This is a genomic window from Verrucosispora sp. TAA-831, from assembly GCF_050780145.1.
GTDB lineage: Bacteria > Actinomycetota > Actinomycetes > Mycobacteriales > Micromonosporaceae > Micromonospora.
The window spans coordinates 3,757,000-3,780,097 of sequence record NZ_CP192240.1 but is presented as its reverse complement, the minus strand read 5'-3'; the positions used below and the strand labels follow the sequence as shown (position 1 = coordinate 3,780,097).

Annotated in this window: 12 protein-coding genes; 11 read left to right on the top strand and 1 reads right to left on the bottom strand. The window is 74.1% G+C overall.

The annotated features are described in order from the left end of the window. Nucleotides 1–2 precede the first annotated feature (2 nt). The 11 genes from ACQVFL_RS16985 to ACQVFL_RS16935 all read left to right on the top strand — a co-directional run bounded on the left by ACQVFL_RS16985 (nt 3) and on the right by ACQVFL_RS16935 (nt 11,055). Complete coding sequence (locus ACQVFL_RS16985; RefSeq protein WP_161594958.1) at nt 3–794, top strand: IclR family transcriptional regulator; 792 nt, start codon at nt 3–5, stop codon at nt 792–794. 51 nt (nt 795–845) lie between these two features. Next, nucleotides 846–2,330, top strand: a complete 1,485-nt coding sequence (locus tag ACQVFL_RS16980; RefSeq protein ID WP_396696798.1) for an NAD-dependent succinate-semialdehyde dehydrogenase — start codon at nt 846–848, stop codon at nt 2,328–2,330. Beyond that, nucleotides 2,324–3,205 carry a nitrilase family protein gene (locus tag ACQVFL_RS16975; RefSeq protein WP_431726964.1) on the top strand — a complete coding sequence of 294 codons (882 nt, stop codon included), beginning with the start codon at nt 2,324–2,326 and terminating at the stop codon, nt 3,203–3,205. The genes ACQVFL_RS16980 and ACQVFL_RS16975 overlap by 7 nt, the downstream gene beginning before the upstream one ends. Before the next feature lie 106 nt (nt 3,206–3,311). Then, the gene (locus tag ACQVFL_RS16970; protein WP_199489138.1) at nt 3,312–3,875 is read left to right on the top strand and encodes an amino acid synthesis family protein; all 564 of its coding nucleotides are present in this window, start codon (nt 3,312–3,314) and stop codon (nt 3,873–3,875) included. Between the two features lie 30 nt (nt 3,876–3,905). Next, complete coding sequence (locus tag ACQVFL_RS16965; RefSeq protein ID WP_396696802.1) at nt 3,906–5,267, top strand: aminotransferase class III-fold pyridoxal phosphate-dependent enzyme; 1,362 nt, start codon at nt 3,906–3,908, stop codon at nt 5,265–5,267. 47 nt (nt 5,268–5,314) lie between these two features. Then, nucleotides 5,315–6,730, top strand: a complete 1,416-nt coding sequence (gene hydA, locus ACQVFL_RS16960) for a dihydropyrimidinase (protein WP_431726963.1) — start codon at nt 5,315–5,317, stop codon at nt 6,728–6,730. A gap of 42 nt (nt 6,731–6,772) precedes the next feature. Further along, nucleotides 6,773–7,780, top strand: coding sequence for an LLM class flavin-dependent oxidoreductase (locus ACQVFL_RS16955; RefSeq protein WP_396696806.1), 1,008 nt, complete (start codon nt 6,773–6,775; stop codon nt 7,778–7,780). Nucleotides 7,781–7,784: 4 nt separating this feature from the next. Then, on the top strand, nt 7,785–8,480 hold the full coding sequence (npdG, locus tag ACQVFL_RS16950) for an NADPH-dependent F420 reductase (protein ID WP_431726962.1): 696 nt from the start codon (nt 7,785–7,787) through the stop codon (nt 8,478–8,480). Further along, nucleotides 8,477–9,307, top strand: a complete 831-nt coding sequence (locus tag ACQVFL_RS16945; protein WP_396696810.1) for a carbon-nitrogen hydrolase family protein — start codon at nt 8,477–8,479, stop codon at nt 9,305–9,307. Before npdG ends, ACQVFL_RS16945 begins: the two co-directional genes overlap by 4 nt. After that, complete coding sequence (gene cofC / locus ACQVFL_RS16940; protein ID WP_396696812.1) at nt 9,304–10,002, top strand: 2-phospho-L-lactate guanylyltransferase; 699 nt, start codon at nt 9,304–9,306, stop codon at nt 10,000–10,002. The genes ACQVFL_RS16945 and cofC overlap by 4 nt, the downstream gene beginning before the upstream one ends. Before the next feature lie 69 nt (nt 10,003–10,071). Further along, entirely contained in the window at nt 10,072–11,055 is a 984-nt protein-coding gene (locus ACQVFL_RS16935) for a DMT family transporter (protein ID WP_431726961.1), read from the top strand. Here ACQVFL_RS16935 and ACQVFL_RS16930 read toward each other — a convergent pair. Continuing rightward, nucleotides 11,001–23,075: an amino acid adenylation domain-containing protein gene (locus ACQVFL_RS16930; protein ID WP_431726960.1), complete on the bottom strand. Its 12,075-nt coding sequence runs from the start codon at nt 23,073–23,075 to the stop codon at nt 11,001–11,003. The two genes, ACQVFL_RS16935 and ACQVFL_RS16930, sit on opposite strands and share 55 nt — an antisense overlap. Between the last annotated feature and the right edge of the window lie 23 nt (nt 23,076–23,098).

The following is a 23,098-nucleotide window of genomic DNA, read 5'->3' as shown; positions in this document are numbered from 1 at the left end:
CGATGGCGCCCAGTGAGGCGGGCCTGGTGCGACGCACGATCTGGCTCCTGCGGGCGGTGGCGGCGCACCCGGAAGGTGTCGGGCTCAGCGAGGTCGCCCGCGAGGCGGGTATCCCGAAGGCCACCTGCTACCGGGTGCTCACCGTGCTGGAGCGGGAGAGCTGGCTCACCCTGGATCCGATCACCCGTCGCTACCGGGTGTCCCTCGGTCTGCTCTCCATCGTGGGCGGACTCCTCGACGGCGGTGGCGCCTACGGCCACATGCGCGAGGTGCTGCGCAACCTCGCCGAGGAGACCCGGGAGACGGCCGGCTTCGACGTGCTGCTGCCGCCGCAGGTGATGGTCGTGGCGCAGGTGCCGGGTCCGTCGCTGATCGGGCAGACGCTCAAGCCGGTGCCCCGTACCCAGCCGGTCTGGGCCACCTCCACCGGCAAGGTGCTGCTGGCGGCGCTGAGCGCGGAGTCGGTGTGGGAGGACTTCACCGAGGAGTTCGCCGAGCACGCCCCGCCGGAGGTGGGCGACCTGGAGTCCTTCGTGGCCTCGCTGGACGCGGTCCGGGAACGCGGGTTCGCCTTCGCGTACGACGAGCTGGAGGTCGGGGCGGCGTCGGTCGCCGCGCCGGTGCGGCTGCGCGGCAACACGCCGTACGCGGTCTGGATCGGCGGGCCCACCTACCGGATCACCCGCGAGCGCATCGACACCATGGCGGAGTCGGTGATCAAGGCCGCCCGGCAGCTCACCGACCTGCTCAGTAACGCAGACATCGACATTCCGAGTGCCTTCGCCAGACGCTAGGGCACCCGCCGACCGCACGGCTCGTCCACGCGTGCGGTGAAGGAGGAGACAATGGCCGTACCAGCCGAGGTGTTGGCGGCGGCACTGACGGTGGTCGACAAGACCCCCAAGGGGCTGTACGTCGACGGCGAGTGGCGCGCGGGCCGGGACGGTGCCGTCCTGCCCGTGGAGGATCCGGCGACCGGCACGACCATCGCGGAGGTGGCGGACGCCTCGGTCGAGGACGGGCGGGACGCGTTGGCCGCCGCCGCCCGGGCCCAGGCCGGGTGGGCCGCGACCGCGCCCCGGGAGCGGGGCGAGGTGTTGCGTCGGGCGTTCGACCTGATCACCGAGCGCCGCGACGACCTGGCCCGGATGATGACCCTGGAGATGGGCAAGGCGTTCGCCGAGTCCCAGGCCGAGGTGGCTTACGCCGCCGAGTTCCTGCGCTGGTTCGCCGAGGAGGCGGTCCGCATCGACGGCGGCTACCTGCCGGCGCCGGGCGGCAACTCGCGGGTCGTGGTGATGCGCCAACCGGTCGGCCCCTGCCTGCTGGTGACCCCGTGGAACTTCCCGATGGCGATGGGCACCCGCAAGATCGGTCCCGCCCTGGCGGCCGGGTGCACCGTCGTGGTCAAGCCGGCCAAGCAGACGCCGCTGTCCATGTTGGCGCTGGTGCAGATCCTGGAGGAGGCGGGCCTGCCCCGGGGCGTGGTCAACGTGATCACCACCTCGCAGTCGGGCCGGGTCACCTCGGCCCTGCTCACCGACGAGCGACTGCGCAAGCTGTCGTTCACCGGGTCGACCCCGGTCGGCCGGACCCTGCTGGCCCAGTCCGCCGAGCGGGTGCTGCGCACCTCGATGGAGCTGGGCGGGAACGCGCCGTTCCTGGTCTTCGGCGACGCCGACCTCGACCTGGCCGTCGAGGGGGCGGTCCAGGCCAAGATGCGCAACGTCGGCGAGGCGTGCACCGCCGCGAACCGCTTCTACGTGCACCGTTCGGTGGCGCCGCGCTTCGTCGAGGCGCTCGCCGAACGGCTCGGTGGGCTGCGCGTCGGGCACGGCCTGGACCCGTCGACCGACGTCGGGCCGCTCATCGACGGCGGCGCGGTGACCTCGGTCGCCGAGTTGGTCGACGACGCCACGCAGGCGGGTGCGGCGGTCGTCACCGGTGGCGGGCCGGTCGCCGGGGCGGGACACTTCTTCGCGCCGACCGTGCTCTCCGGGGTGCCGGACGGCGCCCGGTGCGTCCGCGAGGAGATCTTCGGCCCGGTCGCCCCGGTGGTGGTCTTCGACGACGAGGACGAGGCGGTCGGCCTGGCCAACGACTCCGAGTACGGCCTGGCCGCGTACGTCTTCACCGAGAACCTGGGCCGTGGGCTGCGGGTGACCGAGCGGCTGGAGAGCGGGATGGTGGGGCTCAACCAGGGCGTCATCTCCAACCCGGCGGCCCCCTTCGGCGGGGTCAAGCAGTCCGGGACGGGCCGCGAGGGCGGGGCGGTCGGCATCGACGAGTACCTGTTCGTCAAGTACGCGGCGGTCCGGGCGCAATGGTGACCCGCTTCCTGCTCGCCGGGGTGCAGATGGCGCCGGTCTTCGGCGACGTCGCGGCGAACATCGCCGGCACCTCCGCCTGGATCCGGGCGGCGGCCGATCAGGGTGCCCGTCTCGTGGTGCTGCCCGAGGCGGCCTCGGCGGGGTACGTCTTCGCCGACCGGGCGGAGGCCGCCCGGTACGCCCAGCCGGTGCCGGAGGGGCCGACGGTCACCGCGTGGGCGCGGCTCGCCGCCGAGCTGGACGTGTGGATCGTCGGCGGGGTGACCGAGCGCGACGGCGACGCGGTCTTCAACTCGGCGGTGCTGCTCGGTCCGACCGGGCACCTCGGCACGTTCCGCAAGGCCCACCTGTGGAACGACGAGAAGGAGATCTACGACCGCAACTCGGACGGCTTCCCGGTCTACGACACGCCGCTGGGCCGCATCGGCATCGGGATCTGTTACGACGCCTGGTTCCCCGAGACGTTCCGCAGCGCCGCGTTGCAGGGCGCCGACCTGGTGGTGCTGCCGTCGAACTGGGTGCCGGTGCCGGGACAGCCGACGACCGCGCCCGCGATGGCGAACCTGATGTGCATGACCGGGGCGCACTCCAACCAGTGCTACGTGGCCGGGATCAGCCGGATCGGGGTGGAGAACGGTCAACCCTTCGTCGGCCGGTCCGTCCTGGTCGGACCGGACGGCTGGCCGATCGCCGGCCCGGCCAGCGGCAACCGCGAGGAACTCGTGCTGGCCGAGGTGGACCTGATCGGTACGCGGGCGCAACGGTGGCACAACCCGTTCAACCAACCGTTGGCCGACCGGCGGACCGATCTCTATGTGGCCGGCGACGTCGACCGTGCCGTCACCGCTGTGACCTGCGTGGACGGCGACAGGTGAACCTCGCCGGATAGCCGGATACGTCCCTGAGGGCTATTGACTCGCACCCTCTGCAACGCCAGGATATGAACCAATGGTTCATCCAATGAACCACTAAGGAGTGATCGTGAGCATCCGGGTTCGCAAGCTGATCCGTCACCTCGAAGAGACGCGGCTGGAGAACGGCAGAGCGGTGCAGCCGGTGCACCGGGTCGCCTTCGCCGGCGTGGTCATCGAGAATCCCTACCCCAGCGAGTACGTGCAGGACCTGGTCACCCTCGCCGACGAGATCGGCCAGGAGATCGGCGAGCTGGTCGGCCCCGCCTGCGTGGAACTGCTCGGCGCCGAGGTCGAGGCGTTCGGCAAGGCCGCGCTCGTCGGCATCGACGGCGAGGTCGAGCACGGCTCGGCGTTGATCCACAACCTGCGCTTCGGCAACGTGTTCCGCACCGCGGCCGGCGGCACCGAACTGCTGCCCGCCGCCGAGAAGGTCGGCGTGCCCGGCAGCCCGATCGACATCCCGCTCAAGCACAAGCTGGACTCCAAGACCCGCTCGCACCACCAGACGGTGACCCTCCAGGTGGCCGACGTGCCCCGGCCCCGGGAGATCCTCGTGGTCTGCGCCGCGTCGAACACCGGACGTCCGCTGGCCCGCCTCGCCGCCTTCGGCGCCGAGCTCAAGAGCAACTGACCTGAGCGCGCGACGGGACGGAGCCAGCCGATGACCATCACCGACACCGACACCACCACCTGGACCAGCGAGCGGCTCAAGGAGGCCGACAAGGAGTACGTGATCCACTCCTGGTCGGTGCAGGGCAAGCTCGACCCCATCCCCGTGGCCGGCGGATCCGGTTCGTGGTTCTGGGACTACGACGGCCGCCGGTACCTCGACTTCCAGTCCCAACTGGTCAACCTGAACCTGGGCCACCAGCACCCCCGACTGGTCGAGGCGATCCGCGCCCAGGCCGAACAGCTCTGCTACATCGGACCCGGCTTCGCCGAGCGGTCCCGGGCGGAACTGGCCGAGATGATGGCCGGCATCACCCCCGGTGACCTCAAGATGAGCTTCTTCACCACCGGCGGCGCGGCGGCCAACGAGAACGCCGTGCGGCTGGCCCGGCACGTCACCGGCCGCCAGAAGATCATCGCGCGGTACCGCTCGTACCACGGCGCGACCGCGGGGGCGATGTCACTGACCGGTGACCCGCGTCGGTGGGCGGCCGAGCCGGGGATGAGCGGTGTGGTGCGGATGCTCGACCCGTACACCTACCGCTGCCCGGCCGGGCACCCCGACCCGTGCCCGGTCTGCTCCGGCGGCCCGCACCTGGAGGAGATCCTCCGCTACGAGAACCCGGAGACCGTCGCCGCCGTCATCGTCGAGCCGGTCACCGGCACGAACGGCCTGCTCTACCCGCCGGACGGCTACCTGCGCTCGCTGCGCGAGGTCTGCGACCGGTACGGCATCCTGCTCATCTTCGACGAGGTGATGGCCGGATTCGGGCGTACCGGCGAGTGGTTCGCCTGCGACCACTGGGACGTGGTGCCGGACATCCTCACCACCGCGAAGGGGTTGAACTCCGGGTACGTGCCGCTCGGCGCGATGACGGTCTCCACCCGGATCTCCGAGTGGCTGCGGGACAACATGTTCTGGGGCGGCCTGACGTACGCCGGACACCCGCTCGCCTGCGCCTCCGGCGTGGCGTCCCTGCGGATCATGCAGGACGAGGGCGTGGTGGGCAACGCGCGGGCGATGGGGGAGCGGCTCGGTGCCGGTCTGGCCACGCTGGCCCAGCGCCACCCGAGCATCGGCGAGATCCGGGGCCGGGGGCTGTTCTACGGCGTGGAGCTGGTCCGCGACCGCGACACCCGCGAACCGCTCGTGCCGTTCAACGCCAAGGGACCGGCCGCCGCGCCGGTCGGCCGACTGCTCAAGGCCGCGATGCAGCGGGGCGTCTACCTGACCGCCAACTTCAACGTGCTGCGGCTGACCCCGCCCCTGGTCATCAACGCCGAGGAGATCGACCTCGCCCTCGGTGTCCTGGACGAGGTGCTCGACCTCGCCGACGAGCACTACCAGAACTGAGCGACGGCCCGGCGGGTGACGGACCCGCCGGGGAGAGGAGAGGCACGATGCCGACGACGCTGATCACCAACGGCACGGTCGTCAACGCCGACGCCGCGGTCCGCGCCGACGTGCTGGTACGCGACGGCCGGATCGTCGCCCTCGGCACCGGCACGGACTGGACCGCCGACCAGGTGGTGGACGCGACCGGCAAGCTGGTCATGCCGGGTGGCATCGACGCACACACCCACCTGGAGTATCCGGTCGACGGCTTCAGCACGCACACCGCCGACGACTTCCACAGCGGCACGGTCGCGGCGGCGTGCGGCGGCACCACCACGGTCATCGACTTCGTCAAGAAGGAACCCGACCGGACGCTGTACGACACGTACCTGCGGCGGCGGGACACGGCGGCGGCCAAGGCCGTGGTGGACGTCGGCCTGCACGCCATCGTCCCGCCCCGCGCCGCCCAGCCGGACGTCCTCGACGACCTGCGCCGGCTGGTCGGCGAGGGCGCGACGAGCTGGAAGTTCTTCATGGCCTACCCGGGCCAGATGGTCGACGACGACGAGCTGCTCGACGGCTTCGAACTGGCCCGCGACCTCGACGTGCTGCCGATGGTGCACGCCGAGAACGGACACATGGTGGCCCGCGAGGTGCGGCGTCTGGTGGACAGCGGCCGGACCGCCGAGAACTTCCACATGCGGGCCCACGGGCACGACTCCGAGGCCGAGGCGGTGCACCGCGCCGTCGTGCTCGCCGAGCGCATCGGCACACCGCTGTACGTGGTGCACGTCTCCAGCGCGGAGGCGGCCGACGAGATCAGCCGGGCCCGGGCCGCCGGGTCACGGGTCTACGGCGAGACCTGCCCGCAGTACCTCGTCGTGGCCTACGAGGACTACGCCGACCTGGGGGAGCGGGCCGCCGCGTACGTCTGCTCCCCGCCGATCCGGGAACGCAGCAACCAGGACGGCCTGTGGCGGATGCTCGCCACCGGCGCCCTGTCCACCGTCGCCACCGACCACGCCGGCTTCTGCCTGCACCAGCCCGAGGACCTGCCGCCGCAGAAGCTGCGCAGCCCCGGTTACTTCCCGAAGGTGCCCAACGGGGTCCCCGGCGTCGAGGACCGGCTGATGGTCCTCTGGCAGTCCGGCGTGGTGAGCGGGGTGATCGACCCGTGCCGCTTCGTGGACCTGGTCGCGGCCCGACCGGCCAAGCTGTTCGGCCTGTTCCCCCGCAAGGGCGTCGTGGCGGTCGGTGCGGACGCCGACCTGGTGGTCTGGGACCCAGCCGCCGACCACGTGATCACGGCTGCGGGCTCGCACACGCGCACCGACTACAACATCTACGAGGGCATGCGCGTGACCGGTCGACCCGTGCACGTCTTCTCCCGGGGCGAGCACCTGGTCGGCCCGGACGGTCTGCGGACCGACACCCCGGGCCGGGGCGCCTTCCTGACCCGCGACGCCCCGCGTCTCCTCTGACCCACCGAATCCCCTGCACCACGTACGAGCGGAGCTGGACAGATGACACTTCCCCTGGGTATCCACGTCGGTGAGCGACTCAGCCTGGAACAGACCTACTGGCAGGCCGAGTTCGCCGACCAGAACGGGTTCGAGTCCGTCTGGGTCGCCGAGGGACGACTCGCCCGCGACGGCATCGTCCCGGCGGCGATCATCGCGAGCCGGACGCGGAACGTGAAGATCGGCACCGGTGTGGTCAACAACAAGAGCCGCAACGCGGCCCTGATGGCGGTGACCTTCAAGACGCTGGACGAGGTCGCGCCGGGCCGGGCCATCCTGGGCATCGGTGCCTGGTGGGAGCCGCTGGCGACCAAGGTCGGCCAGCCGCTGTCCAAGCCGCTCAAGTCGATGCGCGAGTACATCGGCGTGCTCCAGGCGTTCTTCCGCAACGAGGTCGTCAACTTCGACGGCGAGTTCGTCCAGATGCAGGACGTGCGTTTCGACAGCATGTACCGGGAGAACAAGCCGGTCGACATCCCGATCTACATCGGCGCGGTCGGTCCCCGGATGCTCGAACTCGCCGGTGAGATCAGCGACGGCGTGCACATGGACTTCCTGCTGCCGCCGTCGTACATGGTGGGTGCCCGGGAGGCGATCGACCGTGGCCTGGCCAAGCGGACCGACGGCCGCGACGCCATCGACCTGACCCAGATCGTCTCGTGCAGCGTCAACGACGACGACCCGCAGGAGGCCATCGACGCCTGCAAGGCGTTCCTCACCCTCTATCTGTGCCAGCAGCCGCACATCGCTGAGCACTGCGGCGTGGAGCGGGAACTCGTCGACCGGTTGCAGGAGATCGCCGGCTGGCCCGCCACCCCGGAGGACATCAAGCGGGCGATGCACCTGGTCCCCAACAGCCTGGTGCAGAACGTCACCGCCTGCGGCACCACCGACGACGCCTTCCAGAAGCTCCAGGCGTACCAGGAGGCGGGCGTGCGCTGCCCGATCATCTCCACGCTCGGGGACAAGGAGCAGACCCTCACCCGGCTCGCCCAGGCCGCGAAGGCGTGACCCGGTGAGCACCCATCCCTCCTGCCGCGTCGCCGTGGTCGGCGGCACCGGCCCGCAGGGCCGTGGGCTGGGCTACCGCCTGGCCCGCGCCGGACACCGGGTCGTCCTCGGCTCCCGCGACGCCGGACGCGCCGAGGCCGCCGCCGAGGAGCTGTCCCGTCAGGTCGGCGCCGCACGCGTCACCGGCGCGACGAACCTGGCGGCGGCGACCGACGCCGACGTCGTCCTGCTCGCCGTGCCGTACGACGGGCACGCCGACCTGGTCACCGGACTGGCCCCGGCGCTGGCCGACAAGCTGGTGGTGAGCTGCGTCAACCCGCTCGGCTTCGACCGCCACGGCCCGTACGGCGTCGCCGTGCTGGCCGGCAGCGCCGCCGAGGAGGCCGCCGCGCTGGTGCCCTCGGCCACCGTGGTCGGCGCGTTCCACCATCTGGCCGCCCCCCTCCTGCTCGACCCGGACGCCGACCTGAGCCACGAGGACGTCCTGGTCTGCGGGGACGACGTCGCCGCCAAGGAGCGGGTGATGGCCCTCGCCGTCGACGTGACCGGCGGCCGTGCCGTCGATGCCGGCCGGTTGCGACTGGCCCGCCAACTGGAACCCCTGACCGCAGTCCTGATCAGCGTCAACAAGCGGTACAAGACCCGTTCGGGGCTGGCTCTGACCGGCCTCGCCCCGGCGGTCGGAAAGGTCCCCGCGTGAAACTCGCCGCCCTGCAACTCCGCGCCACCGACGACCGGACCGAGACGATCGGCCGTGCCGCCGACCTGATCGACGCCGCCGCCGACCAGGGCACCCGCATCCTGCTGCTGCCGGAACTGTTCGCGGTGCCGTTCGTCCAGCCCGAACCCGACCTGGACTACTTCCGGTACGCCGAGGGCCTCGACGGTCCGTCGAACCGGATGGCGGCCGAGCGGTCGAAGCGGCACCGGATGACGGTGGTCTCGTCGATCTTCGAGGCGGGCCAGGTCCCCGGGGTCTACCACAACACCGCCTGCACCTACGTCGATGGTGAACTCAAGTCGGTGTACCGCAAGTCGCACCTGCCGTTCTCCAACGGCTTCCCGGAGAAGTTCTACTTCCAGCCGGGCGGTACCGAACCCGACGTGGTGCAGACCGGGGAGACCGGCGTCGGCACCATCATCTGCTACGAGCGGCACTTCCCCGAACTGAGCCGCGTGGTGGCCCTGCGTGGCGGGTCGGTGCTCTGCGTACCCGTCGCCTCGGCGAGCGCGCCGATGCGCGAGGTGTTCCAGTTGGAGCTGCGCGCGCACGCCGTGTTCAACGGGCTCTTCGTGATCTGCTCGAACCGGGTCGGCACCGAGGGCACCAAGGAGTACTTCGGGCTCAGCGCGGTCTACGGCCCCAACGGCGACGTGCTCGCCCAGGCCGCCGACGACCGGGACGACCTCGCGGTGGCCGAGGTCGACCTGGACCTGGTGGACCTGTCCCGTCGCCGTCGCCCGTTCCTGCGCGACCGCCGGCCCGAGCTGTACGGCCGGTTGACCCGGATGGAGCCGGAGACGTGACCCCGGGTCCGTGGGTGGTGGTCGTACCCGCCAAGTCCTTCGCGGCGGCCAAGACCAGATGCGTGGGGCTGGCCGCCGCCGACCGTGCCGCGCTGGCCCGGGCGATGCTGACCGACGTGCTCGGTGGGCTGACCCGGGCCCGGCGGGTCCGCGCCGTGGTCGTCGCCACCACCGACGCGCAGGTCACCGCCACGGCGTTGGCCTGCGGCGCCGTGGTCGCCGGCCGGATCGGCCCGCCCGAGTTGAACCGGGAGGTCGACGCGGCGCTGCGGCTCGCCGGCGAGGCGTACGGCGACGCCCGTCTGGCCGTGGTGATGGCCGATCTCGCCGCGGCCCGCCCGGCGGAGTTCGACGCGGCCCTGGGAGCCGCCGGACCGTACCCACGGGCCGTCGTCCCGGACGCCGACGGCACCGGCACCACCCTGCTGGCGCTGACCGAGGCCGCCGACTTCCGTCCCTACCTCGGGCCCGGCTCGCGCCGCCGCTTCCTCGCCGACGGCTATCACGACCTGCCGGTGCTCGCCCCAGGGCTGCGCCGGGACGTGGACACCGTGGCCCACCTGCTGGACCTGCGGGCCGGTCACCTCGGGCCCACCACCCGCGCGTGGGCCGCGACACCGCCGTCCGGCGGTCCGCCTCGCGTCACCCGGCCCGTTCGCCCGGCCCACCCGCACGCCGTCCGGCACCCGGCCTGAGGCCACCTCGGCCCGGACGGTCGAGAATGATTCACTGATCATGAGGTCGGCACCCACCGGAAGGACACGATGAGCCCGCTCACCAGCCGGGCCACCGGCGATCGCACCTGGCTGGTCGCCGTGGCCGCCAGTCTCTGGGGCTTCTCCAGCCTGCTCCGCGAACCGCTGGCCCGCGAGCTTCCCGCGCTGAGCGTGGTGCTGGCCGAACACGTCGTGCTGGTGCTGCTGGTGTCACCCTGGCTGATCCCGGCCGTACGCGCCCTGGCCCGATCCTCGGTGCGCACGAAGCTGGCCGTACTGGTGATCGGGGCCGGCTCCTCGGCGCTGGCCACCACGCTGTTCACCGCCGCGTTCCGGCTGGGCGACCCGATCACCCCGCAGGTGTTGCAGAAGCTCCAGCCGGTGCTCGCCCTGGTCCTGGCCGCCGTGCTGTTGGGCGAGCGGGTCGGCCCCCGGTTCCCGCTCTTCGCGGTGCCCGCGCTGGTCGGCGCCTGGCTGCTGGCCTTCCCCGATCCGCTGGCGGCGCAGCCGCGCGGCCTGGCCGCAGCCGGACTCGCCCTCGGCGCGGCGGCGCTCTGGGCGGCCGGGACCGTCCTCGGCCGGCTGGTCAGCGCCGAACTGTCCTTCCTGCACGTCACCACGCTGCGGTTCAGCGTCGGACTGATCGCGTTGGCCACCTTCGCGGCGGCCACCGGCACCCCGGTCGGCGTGCCGATCGAGTTGGTGCCCCGGCTGGTGCTGCTCGCCGCCATTCCCGGCCTGCTCGCGCTGACGCTGTACTACCACGCCCTGCGCCGGACGCCCGCGTCCAACGCGACCCTCGCCGAACTGGCCTTCCCGCTGACCGCCGCCCTGGTCGGGCTCACCCTGCTCGACGGTCGACTCGGCACCAGCCAGTGGGTCGGCCTGACGTTGGTGCTGGCCTCGGTGGTGCTGCTCGCGTTGCACGAGAACCGCAGCTCCCGACCGGCCGTGCGGCACCCGCAGCAGCGGATGCCTCAGGTCGCGGGGACCTCCGGCAGCGCCGCCGGGAGGTCCGGCTCGACCCGGTGACGCAGCAGGTGCAGTGGCCCGGCGGTGACCCCCGCCCCGGCCAGTGCCGCCGCGTACGTCGTCGCCGTCGACTCGTCCACCAGGCCGTGCACCAACGGCAGGGTGGGCGTACCGGCGCGTAACAGCGACTCCACCTGGCACGAGGCGATCGTGCCGGGCAACCCGAGCGCCGCCGCGTGACCGGCGATCGCCGCCGACGGCAGGTCCACCGGCACCGTACGGGTGGTCCGCCCCACGTGCAGCAGTCCGCCGCCGACCACCAGCACGTCGCGGTCGCGTCGCATCCGGGCCAGCGCCCGGCCGGGATCCAGCGCGTGCGGGAAGGAGTCGTCCACCACGATCGTGCCGGGGCGCAACCGGTCGACGTCGAGTGGTGCGGTGGCCGCGCTGGTGGCCCCGATGATCAGGTCGGCGGCGTACGCGGGGTCGGGCACCGCCGGGGTGGTGGGGCAGATCTCGACGGCGGCGGTGAGCCCGTCGGCGCGCAGCCGCTCCACCTGGTCGGCCAGCCGGGGCGCGGTCGCCGGCAGGTCGCAGAGGAGCAGTCGGGCCGGTGGACGGGGCGCGCGGGCCAGCAGCAGCCGCAGTGAGGAGAACCCGATCGAACCGAGACCGACCACGGCGACGGTCCGTCCGGCCAGGCTCCGTCCGGTCGCCGCCAACGCCGCCTCGACGGTGAGGACCACCGAGACGACCGTGGCCGCGTGACCCGTGGTGACCGCCGTGGCGGTCCTCGTGTGCCGCAGCACCCCGACGCCGTACCCGGTGTGGGCGGGGATCAGGCCGGCGAGGGAGACACAGGTCGCCCCGAGGCCGGCGGCGAGGTCGACCGCGACGGCGGCCTCGGTGGCGAGCCGGTCCCCGGCGGAGGTCAGCTCGTCGGCGAAACGCGGCAGGCAGACGAAGCCGGAGGTGCCCAGCGGGGTGGACAACTCCTCCAACAGTCGGGGCCCACCACCGGGAAAGAGCAGCTCACGAAGCTGTTCCCGGGGCAGGCTGTCGGCGGGCAGCCCGGCGATCACGGCGAGCTGCGCGGGGGAGGGCAGATACCCGACGATGGCGGCGCTCAACGCGGCCGACCGTCCCGCCTCCGGCGTCGGCGCTGGTCGGTCGATCGCTGCCGCGTCCGTCTGCGGCCGGGTCGACGCCGCCGCGTCCGTCGTCGGCTCGGCTGGCCCGGTCGGCTCGGTGCGCTTGGTCGGCTCTGCGGTCGGTCCGGTGGCGGCCGTGCCCAGGTCGGCGCGGAGCCGGTCGGCGAGGTGGTCCAGGTCGGTGGCGCTCATCGCCGTGGGGGAGCCGCGCAGGGTGACCCGCAGGCCGTCGGCCACCGGCCGGGCGGTCAGGAACAGGTCGGTGCCGAGCGGCGGCGGGGCGAGTTCGGTGTCCTCGTCCCAGCAGAGGTCGAGCCGGTCCGGACCGAGCGCCTCCGGCGGCAGGGCGGCGGGTCGGAGCGCGTCGAAGTCCAGGAAGCTGAAGAAGAACTGGGCACCGGTCGGTGCGCCGTCGGGCCGACCGGCGGGCACGGCCGCCGCGATCGACGGTGGGTCGGCGTGCTGCCGGGCGGCGGTGACCTCGGCCGCGACCCGGGCCAGGTGGACCGGGAAGGCGTCGGTGCCGGTCAGGCGCAGCGGCAGCATCGCCGCACACGGACCGAAGATCCGGTGCAGGTCCGGCAGCGGATGGTCACGTCCGGTCACGGCCAGCCCGAGGACCAGGTCGTCCTGACCGGTGAGCCGGGCCAGCACCCGGTGGTACGCGGTCAGCACCGGCGCGTACAGGGTGGTCGACGCATCGGCGGCGAGTCGGCGCAGCCCGGCCACCACCGTGGCGTCGAGCGTGAACGCGCGGACCGGGGGCGTCGGGTCGTCGCCGGTGCCGTCCTCCGGCCGATCGGTGTCCGCCCGCAGCACCGGCGGCCGGTACGCGGACCCGAACCGTTGCGACCACCAGGCGTACGCGTCCGGGTCCGGTGCGGCGGCGGCCCGCGCCGACAGCAGCCGCACGTAGTCGCGGAAACCGGCCCGCAGCGGCGGCAGCGGATCGGCCGTCCCGTCGGCGTGATAGGCGGCCAGCAGTTCGTGGCCCAGCAGCGCGGCGCTGTAGCCGTCACCGATCAGGTGGTGGGCGTGCACCAGCAGCACGTGGTCGTCCGGCGCGACCCGCAGCAGGCGCAGCCGCAGCAGGGGCCAGGCCCACGGCTCGAACCGTCGGCGACGTTCCTCGGCCACCCGGTCGGCCAGGTCGGCCGGGCCGGTCGGGTGCTCGTACGCCACCGGCAGCCGCATCGCGACGGGCAGTTCCTGCTGCACCGGTGGCCGGGCCCCGGCCGGGAAGACGGTCCGCAGCATCGGGTGCCGGGCGACCAGCACGTCCACCGCGCGCTGGAAGGCGTCCCGGCGCAGCGGACCGCGCAACCGCAGCCGGGCCAGCCAGGCGGTGCCGGCGCCGGGCGTGACGGCGTCGGCGAGCAGGAAGCCGCGCTGCGCGGCGGTCACCGGAAACGGCGCGGTGGCGTCCGCCTGCGGTGCGGTGCCGATCGACGATCCACTGTCGATCGTCGGTTCCGACGTGACGTCGACGTCCATCGTGACCCGAGCACCGGTGTGCGGATCCGTACCGGCGTCGAGCGCGGCGGCCAGGGCGGCCGGGGTCCGGTGCTCGTAGATGAGCGTCGGGCTTGCCGTGACCGCGCTGCGCTCCTGGAGTCGGGCGAAGACCTCCAGGGCCAGGATGGAGTCGCCGCCGAGGGCGAAGAAATCGTCGTCCGGGCCGACCACCGGCACGTCCAGCAGCCCGGCCCAGATCCGGGCCAGCTCCGCCTCGGTGCCTGCCGGACCGGTGATGCCGGTTGCTGGTGCGCGGCGTTCCGGCGGGGCGGTGACACGGGCAGGCCCCGTTGCGTCGGCATCCGGCGCGGTGAGGCTGTCGACGTCCGCCGGAGCGGGTGCGGGGAAGTCGGCGGCCGGAGCGGGTGTGTGGCTGGCGGCGGCCAGTGCCGCCAGGGATTCGCGGTCGACCTTGCCGGTGGCGGTCATCGGCAGGCCGTCCAGCAGGTGCAGACGCGCGGGCACCATGTGCGCCGGGAGGTGGGCGGCCAGGTGGGCGCGCAACGCGGCCGTGGTGGGGTTGGTCTGCGGCGCGGGCAGCACGAACGCGTGCAGCCGGGGATGCGGGTCGGCTCGGTGCAGCACGGTCGCGGAGGCGACCTCCGGGTGGGTGCGCAGCACCGCCTCGATCTCGCCCGGCTCCACCCGGTGGCCGTGGATCTTGATCTGGTCGTCGAGGCGACCCAGGAACTCCAGGGCACCGTCCGGGGCGAGCCGACCCCGGTCGCCACTGCGATAGAACCGCTCGCCGTCGTGGACCACGAACGCCGCCTCGGTCAGCTCCGGCTCGCCGAGGTAGCCGGTGGTGAGGCCGGTACCGCCGAGATACAGCTCACCGGCCACGCCGGGCGGGCAGACCCGGCCGTCCGGGTCGACGACGCGGACCACCGCCCCGCCGACCGGGCGACCGATCGGCAGCCGACGGACCGTGTCGTCGGGACGGGCGTCGATCAGATGCCAGGTGGCGTTGATGGTGGCCTCGGTCGGTCCGTACAGGTTGGTGATCCGGGCGTCGCCGAACAGGTCGAACCAGCGCCGGACCGCCACCGGCGACAACTCCTCGCCGCCCACGTGCACCCACCGCAACGCGGCCAGGTCGGGTGCCTCGCCGTGCCGACGGACGTGTTCCTCGGCGGCGCGCAGGATCCGCTCCCACAGGGTGGGGACCGAACTCCACACCGTGATCCGGTCTGCCGCGATCCGGGACAGCAACGCCTGCGGATCGCGGAGCTGGGCGCGGGTGAAGGTGACCACGGTGGCCCCGACCAGCAACGGGGCCAGGATCTGCCGGACGGAGGCGTCGAAGCAGCTCGACGCCGTCTGGGCGAGTCGGTCACCGGGCCGGTAGTCGAAGGCGGCCACGGCCCAGTCGAGATAGGTACGCATCGACCGGTGGCTGACCGGTACGCCCTTGGGTCGCCCGGTCGACCCCGACGTGAAGATCACGTACGCGGTCTGGTCCGCCGTCGCCTCGGGCACCGACGGGACGTCGAGCGCGGCGTCGGTGGTGCCCGGGGCGAAGGGGACCGGTCGTGCGGCACCGTCGAGGCGGGTCGCGGTGGCGGCCGAGTCGTGGTCGTGCAGCAGCACTCCGGCTCCGGCCCGGACCAGGTGGTCGGCGAGGCGGGTCGGTGGGTGGGTCGCGTCCAACGGCACCCAGGCGGCACCGGCCCGCAGGATGCCGACCACTCCGACCACCGTCTGCGGGCCGGGCGCGGTGAGCAGGCCGACCCGGTCGCCGGGGCGTACCCCGTGCCGGGCGAGCAGCGCGGCCACCCGGTCGGCGTCGCGGTCCAGCGTCCGGTAGGTCATGGCCCGCGCGCCGGTCGTCACCGCCACCGCGTCCGGGGCACGTCGACAGACCGCCCGGATCCGGACGGTCACGTCCGACGCGGTCGCCGCCCCCACAGTGGACGGCCGTGGTCTGCCGGTGGCGATCGCGACGAGTTCGTCCCGGTGCTCGGCGGCGAGCCGGGCCACGGTCGCCGGGGTGAACAGACGGCGCGGGAAGTTCCAGGACAGCCCGAGTCCGTCATCGGACTCCCAGCAGAGCAGGCTCAGCCGGGTGGCGGCGGAGCCGGAACCGGCCGCCGTCGGCGTCACGGCGACCGGACAGTCCGGGTCGAGGGTGACCGGGAACCGGGCGAAGCTGAACCCGGCCGGGCTGGCGGTACGCGGCCCCGCGCCGGGCCGGTCGAGCAGCCGGGCCAGGTCGAGGCTGCTCACCGAGCCGTGCCGCTGCGCCGCCGACCAGGCCACCCGGAGCCGGTCGGCGAGCTGTCCGACCGGCTCGCCGGGATCCACGTCGAGGACCAGGGGCAGGGTGTCGGCGAACGGCCCGACGATCCGGTCGATGCCGTCCAGTCGCGCGTCCCGACCGGCCCGTGCCACCGTCACCGGCACGCGTCGACGTCCACCCCACCGGGCCAGGCACCGCACGTACCCGGCCAGCAGCAGGTGGAACAGCGACACGCCGGCCTCGGCGGCCCGGTCCCGCAACGCCGCCACGAGCGCCGGCTCCAGCTCACCCGGCACCGTCAGCAGCGGTGGGCCGGGCGGCGCGTCCGGGTCGCCGTCGAACGGCAGCCGCAGCGTCGTGCCGTCGGCCAGCAGGTCCCGCCAGTACGCCAGGTCCGCCGACGTCGGCACGGCCACCTCGTGCGCGTACGCGTCGAACCCGGGCGCCGACGGTCGGTGCACCGGCGTACGGCCGTGGGCCAGGGCGGTGTAGTCGGCCCACAGTTCCTCGCTGAGCAGGTTCAGACTGAACCCGTCCCCGGCGGCGTGGTGCAGCACCAGCAGCAGGTGGGCCCGGTCCGGTGCCTCCCGGACCAGGACCGCCCGCAGCGGCGGCTGCCGGGTCAGGTCGACCGGGGTGTTGCACAGCCGCGCCCGTACCTCGGCCAGCGGCTCGGTGAGCGACCGCACCGTGTACCAGTCCGGGTACGGAGCCGCCGGAACCGATACGGGCGGCACGACCTGGCGGGGCGTCCCCGGACCGGCCGTGAACCGCACCCGCAGCATCGGGTGCCGCGCCTCCAGCCTAGCCAGCGCCTGCCCGAGCAGCGCGGCGTCCAGGGGACCGGTGACGGTCTGCTGGACGAAGGCGAAGCTGGCCACGGTCGGGTGGAGCCGTTCGTTGACGTGGAACGCCCGCTGCACGGCGGTCAGCGGGAACGGCCCACCCTCGACCGGCGTCCGCTCCCCGGTCGGCGTGGTACGCGTCACCGGCGGAACCGCCTCGGTGTCGCGTACCCCGGTGAGGTGGGCGGCCAGGTCGGCGACGGTGGTGTACTCGAAGAACAACGTGACCGGCAGTTCCCGGCCGATCTCCTCCTCCAGCCGCTTGACCAGGTCCACCGCGGCCAGCGAGTCCAGGCCGAGGGCGAGGAACGAGGTGTCGTCGGCGATCTCGTCGGGCTGCCGGTGCAGCGGCTCGGCGAGCAGCCGCCGCAGCACCCGGGCCACCTCGTCCCGACCCGGCCCACCATCCACACCGTCCGGTCCGCGCGGCGGGCCGACGACAGTGGCGGTCTCGACAGCGACGGTGGCGACGGCGACCCCGGCCGGGACGCTGACCGCCGGGACGCTGACCGTCGGCGCGGTGACCGAACGCTCCTGCGAGGATGCGACGACGACGTGTGCGGCGTCGACACGACGGGCGAGCGCCAGGGCACGCAGCGCCTCGTCGACCGGCATCGCCCCGGCGGCAGTGCCGACACCGCCGCTGCGGGCGGCCATGCCGGTATCGCTGATCGCGGCGAAGCCGACCGCCTGGACGGGGCGGCCGGTGGCCCGGTGCGCGGCGGCGAACGCGTCGAGGAACCGGTTGGCGGCGGCGTAGTCGCCGATCGCGCCGGCCAGGCCGGGCAGCACCGCGCTGACCGACGAGAACCCGACCAGCGCCGACCGGTCGTGACCGTGTCGCCGCAGCGCCTCGGCGAGCAGGTAGGTGCCGCGCACCTTCGGGCCCAGCACGGCGAGGGTGTCCTGGACGGACTTGGCGCGCAGGGTGCCGACCCGGACGATGCCGGCGGCGTGGAACACCGTGTCCACCCGGGGCAGCGCCGAGAGCAGGGCGTCCACGTCGGCGGCCACGGTCACGTCACACCGGTGGTACGTCGCCGTCGCGCCGAGCGCGGACAGTTCGGCCAGCAGGGCGGCCGGTGCGTGGTCCGACCGACCCGCCAGCAGTAACGTCGGCTGCTCCCGGCGGGCCAGGGACCGGGCCAACGCCGCGCCCACCCCACCGGCCCCACCGACGATCACGTGCACGGCACCCGCCGCGACGGGCCCGGCCGGTCCGTCGGCCCGGTCGGCGGTCGACACCGGGTCGAGCACGGCCTCTCCGCCCGCCGGGTCGAGGAACCGGCCCAGTCGGCGTCCGCCGCGCCAGGCCACCCCGTTCGGCGTGCGCGGGCCCGGCGGCATACTCGGGTCGGTCGGCGTACCGGTGGCGGGCGGGTCCGTGGCGAGGGCGGACAACTCGTGACGGACGGCGTCGACGCGCGCTGCCGTACCGTCCGAGGAGGACAGGTCCACGGTGTGCACGAGCAGGCCGGGACGCTCGTCGGCGAGCGCGGTGGCCAGCCCGGCGAGCACTGCCTGCACCGGGCGTCCCCGTTCCGCCGCCGCGCCGGTGACGTGCACGTCCTCGGTGACCACCAGCAGTCGGCCCGGCCGGTCGGCCCCCTCGTCGATCAGGGCGCGGACGGCGCGTACCTGCCCGGTGACGGCGGCGTCGAGCACGGCCACGTCCGGCGTGTCCACCGCCGCCCCGGCGAGCAGCACGGTGATCCCAGGAGTGTCGTCGTCCGGAGCGGCGTCGGCCCGTGCCGGGTCGACGTGGACCTCGATCCCGTCGGCGGTGAACGCGGCGGCCAGGTCGTCGGCGAACGGGCCGCCCACCCCCGGGCCGCGCAGCCGTACCCGCCGGGCCGGTCCGCCGACCGCCGCCGGCACCTCCCGCCAGCCGACCACGTGCAGCGGTACGGGGTGCAGCGGTACGGGGTGCGCCGTCCCCGGTGGCGCGAAGGCGCGACGCTCGAACGGGTACGTCGGCACCGGCACCCGCTGCCGCCCCCCGTACAGGGCGGGCCGGTCGAGCGGGCCGCCCCGGGCCCAGAGCAGTCCCGCCGTGGCCAGCAGCGACGCGGCACCGCCGGTCGACCCACAGTGCGCCGCCACCAACCGCACCAGTCCGTCGGTCGGCTCGACGTCGACCTGTCCGCCACCGTGCTCCGTCGCCTCCGCGACGCCCAACTCGACCGCGGTGTCGTACCCGTCGTCGTGCAGCCGCCGCCACGCCGCGCCCTGTTCCGGTCCGCTCGCCGCGTCGGTCGTCCACGAGATCGGCTCCGGTGGGTCCCACCGCCCGGCCGCCGGGCTGAACACCGGCACGCCCCGCAGCGCCACGAGGGCGTACCCGCCGTCGTCCCGGTCGTCGGGACCGTCCCCGGCGTGGCTCGGGTCGGCGAGCGCGACGGCACGCCGGACCGCGTCGGCGACGCCCAGCGCGCCCCCGGCGGCGGCTGCCGCCAGCTCGCCGACCCCGTGACCGAGCAGCGCGTCGGGCCGCACCCCCCAGGCGGCGAGCTGCCCGGCCAGGGCCAGGGCCACCACCACGCGCACCGGGGCGGTGACCCGCCCGTCCGGCCGACCCGTCCCGTCCGCCAGGCACCAGGACAGCAGCGGACGCCCCGCCACCGGACCGACGGCGACACAGGCCCCGGTCAGCAGATCCCGGAAGACCGGGAGCCGGTCGTGCAGGTCGCGGACCGCAGGCGCGGTCGGCGAGCCGTCGCCCGGGAAGACGAAGACGATCCGGGGTCGACGGCGGACCGGCCCGTCCCGGTACGCGGTCGCGGCAGCCGCCAACCGGTCGGCCAGCCCGGTGTCGTCGGCGACGAGCGCCAACCGGTACGGCGCGTCGTCGCGGGCCGTCCCGGCGCTGGCGACCACGTCGGCCGTGTCCAGGTCGCCCCGGTCGCGCAGGTGCCCGGCGAGGTCGTGGGCACTGCGCCGCAGCGCGGACGCCGACCGGGCGGTGAGCGTCACCAGGTGTACGCCGGGACCCGCGAGCTGCGGTACGGGCCGGTGGGGCGGTGCCTCGCACAGGACGGCGTGTGCGTTGGTGCCGCCGAAGCCGAACGCGTTCACCCCGGCCACCAAGGGCCCGGGTGCGGTCCACGGACGTGCCTCGGTGACCACCGTGAAGCCGGCGGCGTCGAGGTCGTACCGGGTGGACGGCCGGACGTGGTGCAGCGACGGCGGCAACTGCCGGTGCCGCAGCGCCAGCACCACCTTCAGCAGCGCCGGCATCCCGGCGGCGTTGAGCAGGTGTCCCAGGTTGGTCTTGACCGACCCGAGCCCGCGGGGCGTGCCGTCGGGGCGGGGCGGGTACGCGGCGGCCAGCGACCGTGCCTCCACCGGGTCACCGAGGCCGGTGCCGGTGCCGTGCGCCTCGACGTACGAGACGTCGGCCGGGTCGAGCCCGGCGTCCGCGTACGCGCGCGCGATGACCTCCCACTGCCGCTGTGGGTTCGGGGCGAGCAGGCTCAGCGACCGGCCGTCGTTACCCACGGCGGTGCCGGCGACCAGCGCGAGCACCCGGTCCCCGGCGGCGTACGCGTCGTCGGGGCGGCACAGGACCAGCGCCGCGCCGCCCTCGCCGGGCACGAAGCCGTCGGCGTCGGCGTCGAAGGCGCGGCACCGGCCGGTCGGCGACAACGCCTCGGCGGCGTCCAACAGCCGGTAGCCGGTCTCGGTGAGGTTGAGGTTCACGCCGCCGACCACCGCGATGTCGCACTCGCCGGTGGCCAGGCTGCGCGCCGCCAGGTGCAGTGCGACCAGCGCCGAGGAGCAGGCCGTGTCCACCGTGATCGCCGGCCCGGCGAGGTCCAGCGCCTGCGCCAACCGGGCCGCCACGAGGTTGCGCAGGTTGCCGACCAGCGCCGCCGGTGCGGTGACCGGACCGGCGGCGGCCAGCAGCTCCGGATAGGCGCTCTCGCCGACGGCGGCGAAGACCCCGACCCGGCGGCCCTGCCGACGCGGTCCGGCGTACCCGGCCCGTTCGAGCGCCTCGTACCCGACCTCCAGGAAGAGTCGGGCGTGCGGGTCGGTGAGCCGCGCCTCCTCGTCGGAGAGCCCGAAGAAGTCCGCGTCGAGCTGCATCGGATCGTCCAGGAAGGACCCCCAACGGGGTCGGCCGTCCTGCGGCGTCCACCGGTGCTCCGGGACCGGCCGGACCGCGTCGACACCGTCGACGAGCCTGCGCCAGAACTCGTCCGGGTCGTCGGCACCGGGGAGGCGGCAGGCCATGCCGATGACCGCGAGCGGCGGCGCGCCGGAACGGGTGGCCTGCGACGCCGTGGCGCACCCGTCGGGCGGTGCCGGACGGGTCGTGGGCGGCCCGGCCAGGATGCGGTCGGTCAACGTGGCGACGGTGGGGCAGTCCCGCAGGTCCGCCGGATCGAACGTGGTGCCGAGGGCGTCCTCCAGCCCGGCCAGCACCTCCATCGCCTTGAGCGACGAACCGCCGATGGCCAGGAACCGGTCGTCCGCCGCGATGGTGTCGGCGGGCCGGTCCAGCACCCGCGCCCAGACCGCCCGGACGACCTGCTCGACCCGTCGGCGGGACACCGGCCCCGAGTCGTCCGACGGGCACGCCTCCGACTGCCCTGCCGGGTGCGTGTTCGCGGGTGCCGCCGGGGGTGTGTCGCCGGACGCGGACGTCGCCGGCAGGCCGGTCGCCGCCGGGTGCCAGCGGCGTTCCCGGTCGGCGAAGTCGCCGGCCAGGTAGCGCTCGCGCATCCGTCGCCGCCGCAGCTTGCCGCTGGTGGTCCGGGCGAACGCGCCCGGCGGCAGCGGCAGCACCCGCACGTCGTCGTGCCCGGCCGCCTCGGCCACCCGGGCCCGTGTGGCGTCGAGCACCCCGGTCGCCCCGGCGGGCGGACGGGCCCAGGCCACGAACACCACGATCCGCTCGCCGCCGCTGTCCGGGTCGGTGCAGCCGACCACCGCCGTCGCCGTGGCCGGCAACCCGACAGTAGCGGCGGCCACCGCCTCCAGGTCGGGAGCGTGGAACGTCCGGCCGTTGACGAAGACGACGTCCTTCGCGCGGCCGGTCACGCAGAGCCGACCGGCGCGCTGGAAACCCAGGTCACCGGTGCGCAGCCAACCGTCCACGAAGGTCTCCCGGCTGGCCTGCGGGTCCCGGTGGTAGCCGCGCGCCACGTTCGGGCCGCGTACCTCGATCAGGCCCACCCGACCCTCGGGCAGCGGCCGGTGCCGCTCGTCGACGACGCGTACCTCGCAGCCGGGCACCGGGTGTCCCAGGTCCATCAGCTCCACCGCGTGCGTACCCGGCCCGGTGGTCACCGCCCGGCCCTGGCTCAGCGCGGCCCGGTCCAGCACCAGCGGCGCGGCGACCTCCCCGGGCGGCGGGAAGGTCACCGCGAGGGTCGCCTCCGCCAGGCCGTACACCGGTCGCAGGGCGGCTGGGGCGAGCCCGGCCGGGCGTACGTGCGCCAGGAAGGCCCGCCACACCGTGGGGGAGATGGGTTCCGCACCCACCACCACGCACCGGACCCGGCTCAGGTCCAGCGTGGCGAGGAGGTCCGTCGGGACCCGGCGGACCGCCAGCGCCAGCGCGAAGTTCGCCGCCGACAACAGGGTCGCACGGTGTCGGTGCGCGGCGGTGAACCACAGCGCCGGGCGCTTCGCGAACGCCAACGGGGGTACCCGAACCTGCGTGCACCCGATGGCGAGCGGGGTCAGATGCGTACCGATCAACCCCATGTCGTGGAAGTACGGCATCCAGGTGACCAGGACGTCGTCCGGCCCGGCGCCACTGGCCAGCCGGGACTGCTCCACATTGGCCAGCACGTTGGCGTGGGTCAACTCCACCCCGCGGGGCGTGCCCGTGCTGCCGGAGGAGAACTGGAGGAACGCCACGTCGGTGGGGTCGGCGGCGAACAGCTCCTCCGGTGGGGCGCCGGTCCGCAGGTCGGCCAGCCGCAGCACCGGTCCGGCCAGCCCGTCGGCGACCGCCCCGGTGGTGTCGTCCACCACGGTCACCGCGTCGGCGAGCAGCTCGCGGACGGCCCGTACCCGGGCCGGTTCGGGCGGCAGCGGCACCGGGACCAGCCCGGCGGCGAGCGCACCCCAGAACAGTGGCTGGAAGTCGTCCCCGGCGTCGGCGACCAGGATCACCGGCGTGCCCGGGATCACTCCGGCCGCGCGGTAGCCACCCGCCACCCGCAGCGACTCGTCCCGCAACTGCCGGACGGTCACGGTGCGCTCGGTGCCGTCCTCGCGCACGTGCACGATCACCTGGTCGGGCGTCCGATCCGCGGCCCGGACGAGGATGTCGAGCAGTGCCCGTCGGTCGCCGGGTCCGGCCGCTGTCTGCACGCGACGATGCTAGTGGGCATGAT

Bases quoted from the DNA above. Each gene is read 5' to 3' on its own strand.
- ACQVFL_RS16985 (WP_161594958.1), top strand. From the start codon at position 3: ATGGCGCCCAGTGAGGCGGGCCTGGTGCGACGCACGATCTGGCTCCTG.
- ACQVFL_RS16980 (WP_396696798.1), top strand. From the start codon at position 846: ATGGCCGTACCAGCCGAGGTGTTGGCGGCGGCACTGACGGTGGTCGAC.
- ACQVFL_RS16975 (WP_431726964.1), top strand. From the start codon at position 2,324: ATGGTGACCCGCTTCCTGCTCGCCGGGGTGCAGATGGCGCCGGTCTTC.
- ACQVFL_RS16965 (WP_396696802.1), top strand. From the start codon at position 3,906: ATGACCATCACCGACACCGACACCACCACCTGGACCAGCGAGCGGCTC.
- hydA (WP_431726963.1), top strand. From the start codon at position 5,315: ATGCCGACGACGCTGATCACCAACGGCACGGTCGTCAACGCCGACGCC.
- ACQVFL_RS16955 (WP_396696806.1), top strand. From the start codon at position 6,773: ATGACACTTCCCCTGGGTATCCACGTCGGTGAGCGACTCAGCCTGGAA.
- ACQVFL_RS16935 (WP_431726961.1), top strand. From the start codon at position 10,072: ATGAGCCCGCTCACCAGCCGGGCCACCGGCGATCGCACCTGGCTGGTC.